Raw genomic sequence first — 4,289 nt, 5'->3', positions numbered from 1 at the left:
GGCGGACGGGGACTCGAACAGGTCGGCCGGTGTCGCCCGGCACAAGGCGTACAGCGTGCGGCCTCGGATGCCGAGCGCGGTCGACGCCTCGCCGGTCGCGGTGTAGACGACGTCGTCGGCGGGGAGGCCGTCCACGATGCGCTGGTCGATGAGGAGCGGCATGTCGTCCGGCAGCAGCAGCGGGCAGACGAGGCCCGCCGCGTACTCGGTGGCGGCGTTGACGGCGTTCGCGTGGGCCGGACGGACGGTGTCCGCACCGACCGAGCGACGGACGGCGTCCATCGGCGGCCGCTCACCCGCCGGGACGATCACACCGGCCAGGAACGGGCGCCTCCCGTCCCGGCCGCCGTCGCAGGAGTAGACGCATGTCACCAGGCAGCGGTCCGCGGGGAGCCCGAGCGCCTTGGGGAGCTCGTCGGCATGGGCCAGCGCGACGGGCAGCCGCACGATCTCGTGCACGGCCTCCCCTTCGAGGAGCGCGCGGTGGATGGTGAGAGCGTCCTTCATGATCGGCTCCATCCCGCGGGGTTCTCTCCCCGCTCACCCCCGGAACTGGTTTCGTCGCCCCGTGCTGTGCACTCTGCGAGATAGTGGGGTAGCCCCATATACCCGAGACGTCCGGATCAACCATGCGGGCATCGCGCAAACCTCCCGATGCGCCCTGCCGCATGTGCGGCGGGCCGTGGCCCTTGGGGATCCCGCTACCGTTGTCGTGCGGGAGGCTCACCGGCGGTCGCGCTGGCGTCATCGGGGTGCCCAGAACGTAACTCGGGGATCGCCGCATGTGAAGGGTCTCGCCCTGCCTTGTCCCCGCAAGGACTCCGTGCCGCCCCCCGCTGATCGCCAGAAAGTCCTTTGTCAGCCCGTCAACCAAGGAAATACGCTCGATGGCCGTGCCCAACCAGAACGTGACCTCCGATGCCTCGCGGCGCACCGCGATCGCCGAGCTGCTGCGCCGGATCGCGCCCGTCGCCGATGACCTCGGTGCCCTGTTCGCGGCGGCCGGTCACGAACTGGCGCTGGTCGGCGGTCCCGTCCGGGACGCGCTGCTGCGCCGTCCGACCAAGGACCTCGACCTCACCACCGACGCGCCGCCCGAGCGCACCCTGGAGCTCATCCGCGGCTGGGCGGACGCGCACTGGACGATCGGGATCGAGTTCGGCACGGTCGGGCTCCGCAAGGACGGCGTCGAGCTGGAGATCACGACGTACCGCAGCGAGTCCTACGACCCGAAGTCGCGCAAGCCGGACGTGTCGTACGGGACGTCCCTCGTCGAGGACCTGCGCCGCCGCGACTTCGCCGTCAACGCGATGGCGGCGCGGCTGCCCGGGCACGAGTTCGTCGACCCGTTCGGCGGTCTCGTCGACCTGCAGCGCAAGGTGCTGCGCACCCCCGGCCGCCCCGAAGACTCCTTCAGCGACGACCCGCTCCGCATGATGCGCGCGGCGCGGTTCGCCTCCCAGCTCGGCTTCACGGTCGCGCCGGACGTCGTCCAGGCGATGAAGGACATGGCGGGCCGGATCGAGATCGTCTCGGCCGAGCGGGTCCGCGACGAGCTGTCCAAGCTGATCTGCGGCCGGTACCCGCGGCAGGGCCTCGCGCTGCTCGTCGACACGGGGCTCGCCGCGCACGTCTTGCCCGAGCTGCCGAAGCTGCGGCTGGAGATCGACGAGCATCACCGGCACAAGGACGTCTACGAGCACTCGCTGATCGTCCTGGAGCAGGCCATCGCGCAGGAGAAGGAAGGGCCCGATCTCGTGCTGCGCCTCGCCGCCCTCCTGCACGACATCGGCAAGCCGCGCACCCGCCGGTTCGAGCCGGGCGGGCGGGTGTCGTTCCACCACCACGAGGTCGTCGGCGCGAAGATGACCCGCAAGCGGCTGACCGCGCTGCGGTACTCGAAGGACGTCATCGCGGACGTGTCGCGGCTGGTCGAGCTGCACCTGCGGTTCCACGGCTACGGCACCGGCGAGTGGACCGACTCGGCCGTCCGCCGCTACGTCCGCGACGCCGGGCCGCTGCTCACCCGCCTCCACAAGCTGACCCGCGCCGACTGCACGACCCGCAACAAGCGCAAGGCCGACCGGCTCCGCCGCACCTACGACGACCTCGAGGTCCGGATCGAGCGCCTGGCGGAGGAGGAGGAACTGGCCGCGATCCGCCCGGAGCTGGACGGGAACGAGATCCAGGACATCCTCGGCATCACCCCCGGCCCGCTCGTCGGCAAGGCGTACCGCTTCCTCCTCGACCTCCGCCTGGACCGCGGCATGATCGGGAAGGAAGCCGCCGCCACCGAACTCCGCCGGTGGGCCGCCACCGAAGGCATCCTCCCCGCCGACACCTCTTCCGAGCCGGAGTCCTCCGCACGCGAAGAACGACCGAAGGCCGACCCGCCCGAGGGCAACGCGCCCCAAGGAGCACCCGACGGCGCGCCGGACGGGGGCTCGCCTACTCACGCACAGTCCGAGGGCAAGGACTCTGGGACCGCTTCCTCTGAGGGGCCGGCGCGTGCGGGCGATGCGTCCGACGGCGAAGCGGCCCGGGGCGCCGCACCTGGCGAGGCTTCCTCCGAGGGCCCGGGCGGGGCTGGCGGTGGTGCGGGCTCTGAGAACGGGGGGCGAGGGTAATGGTCTCGTTGCAGCTTGGGCGGATGAGCCCGCAGGCGACCGAGCGGATGCTGGAGTTCGATCGTGAGCACATCTGGCATCCGTACGCGCCGATGCCCGCGACCGCGCCGGTGCAGCCGGTGGTGTCGGCGGACGGGGTGCGGCTGACGCTGGCGGACGGCACCGAGCTGATCGACGGTATGTCGTCGTGGTGGGCGGCCGTGCACGGCTACAACCACCCGAAGCTGAACGCGGCGGTGACCGGGCAGCTCGGCAAGATGGCGCACGTGATGTTCGGCGGGCTCACCCATCCGCCGGCCGTGCGGCTCGCGGAGCGGCTCGTCGAGATCACGCCGGAGCCGCTGACGAAGGTGTTCTTCGCCGACTCCGGGTCCGTCGCGGTCGAGGTCGCGATCAAGATGGCGATGCAGTACTGGCGGTCGCAGGGACGGCCCGAGCGGCACCGGCTGCTGACCGTGCGCGGGGGCTACCACGGCGACACGTTCGGGGACATGGCCGTCTGCGACCCGGTGAACGGCATGCACCACCTGTTCAGCGACGTCCTCGCCCGGCACGTGTTCGCGCCGCCGCCCCCGCTCGGGTACTCCGCCGAACCCGACGCCGAGTACCTGGACGGGCTGTCGCGGCTGGCCGCGGAGCACGTGGACGAGCTCGCCGGGATCATCGTCGAGCCCGTCGTGCAGGGCGCGGGCGGCATGCGCTTCTACGCGCCCGAGTACCTGAGGGCGCTAAGGGACATCGCCGACGAGCACGGGCTGCTGCTCGTCCTGGACGAGATCGCCACCGGGTTCGGCCGGACCGGTGAGCTGTGGGGCTGCGACCATGCCGAGGTCGTCCCGGACATCATGTGCCTCGGCAAGGCCCTCACCGGCGGCTACATGACCATGGCCGCCACCCTCTGCACCGACCGCGTCGCGCACGGGATCACGTCGGGGGAGGCGGGCGTCCTCATGCACGGGCCGACGTACATGGCGAACCCGCTGGCCGCCGCGGTCGCGTCCGCGTCCATCGACCTGCTGGTGACGCGCGACTGGCGGGACGAGGTCGACACGATCGAGGCGATCCTGACCAGCGAACTGCGCGGTGCCGCCGGTCTCAAGGGCGTGGCGGACGTCCGCGTCCTCGGCGCGATCGGGGTGGTGGAGGCGCGCGAGCCGGTGGACGTCACGTCCGTCCAGGAGATCGCCATGGCGCACGGCGTCTGGCTTCGCCCGTTCGGCAAGCTGATCTACACGATGCCGCCGTACGTCTGCACGGACGACGAGGTCCACCACATCGCCGACGCGCTCAACGCCATCGCCGAGTCCCTCTAGAGCCGGGCCGAGAGCGGATACGCGCCGACAGGACGCAGCTCCTCGCCGGCGATCCGGGCCATCAGCGGCGCGGCACCCCTCGCCACCACCCGGTGCCGGACGACCAGGCGGTCACCGGCGGCGCGCGGGAGTGACCAGGTACGACGAACTCGCCCTCCGCTACCAGGCCATACGCCAGATGGCCGCGATCAGCGGGTGGCTGTGACGTTCTAAAACCTGCCCCGGGTGGTCCGCGAGGCATCCGCGCCTGCGGCTCCATGATGCGGCGTTCGGTCATGGCACGACTACAGCATGTGCCTACGACGAAACGGTGCGTGGGCGTTAGTGGAGGGCGTGGGCGGGGCGGTGG

Annotated in this window: 2 protein-coding genes and 1 pseudogene; 2 read left to right on the top strand and 1 reads right to left on the bottom strand. The window is 71.5% G+C overall.

Annotation, left to right across the window (positions count from 1 at the left end; all coding sequences use genetic code 11):
- A partial coding sequence (locus E1264_RS40705) for a YbaK/EbsC family protein (RefSeq protein WP_132182611.1) occupies nt 1-507 on the bottom strand: 507 nt, incomplete at its 3' end.
- A gap of 380 nt (nt 508-887) precedes the next feature.
- Here E1264_RS40705 and E1264_RS40700 point away from each other — a divergent pair.
- Nucleotides 888-2,327 (top strand): annotated as a pseudogene (locus tag E1264_RS40700) (CCA tRNA nucleotidyltransferase); the annotation flags it as partial.
- A gap of 323 nt (nt 2,328-2,650) precedes the next feature.
- Entirely contained in the window at nt 2,651-3,940 is a 1,290-nt protein-coding gene (locus E1264_RS40695) for an adenosylmethionine--8-amino-7-oxononanoate transaminase (protein ID WP_132182609.1), read from the top strand.
- Nucleotides 3,941-4,289 lie beyond the last annotated feature (349 nt).

It is taken from the genome of Actinomadura sp. KC216, assembly GCF_004348535.1.
Taxonomy (GTDB): Bacteria; Actinomycetota; Actinomycetes; order Streptosporangiales; family Streptosporangiaceae; genus Spirillospora.
The sequence above is the reverse complement of the archived record's forward strand: the minus strand, read 5'-3'. Positions and strand labels throughout refer to the sequence as shown.

Excerpts from the sequence above, each read along its gene's own strand:
- E1264_RS40695 (WP_132182609.1), top strand. The coding sequence starts at position 2,651 with ATGAGCCCGCAGGCGACCGAGCGGATGCTGGAGTTCGATCGTGAGCAC.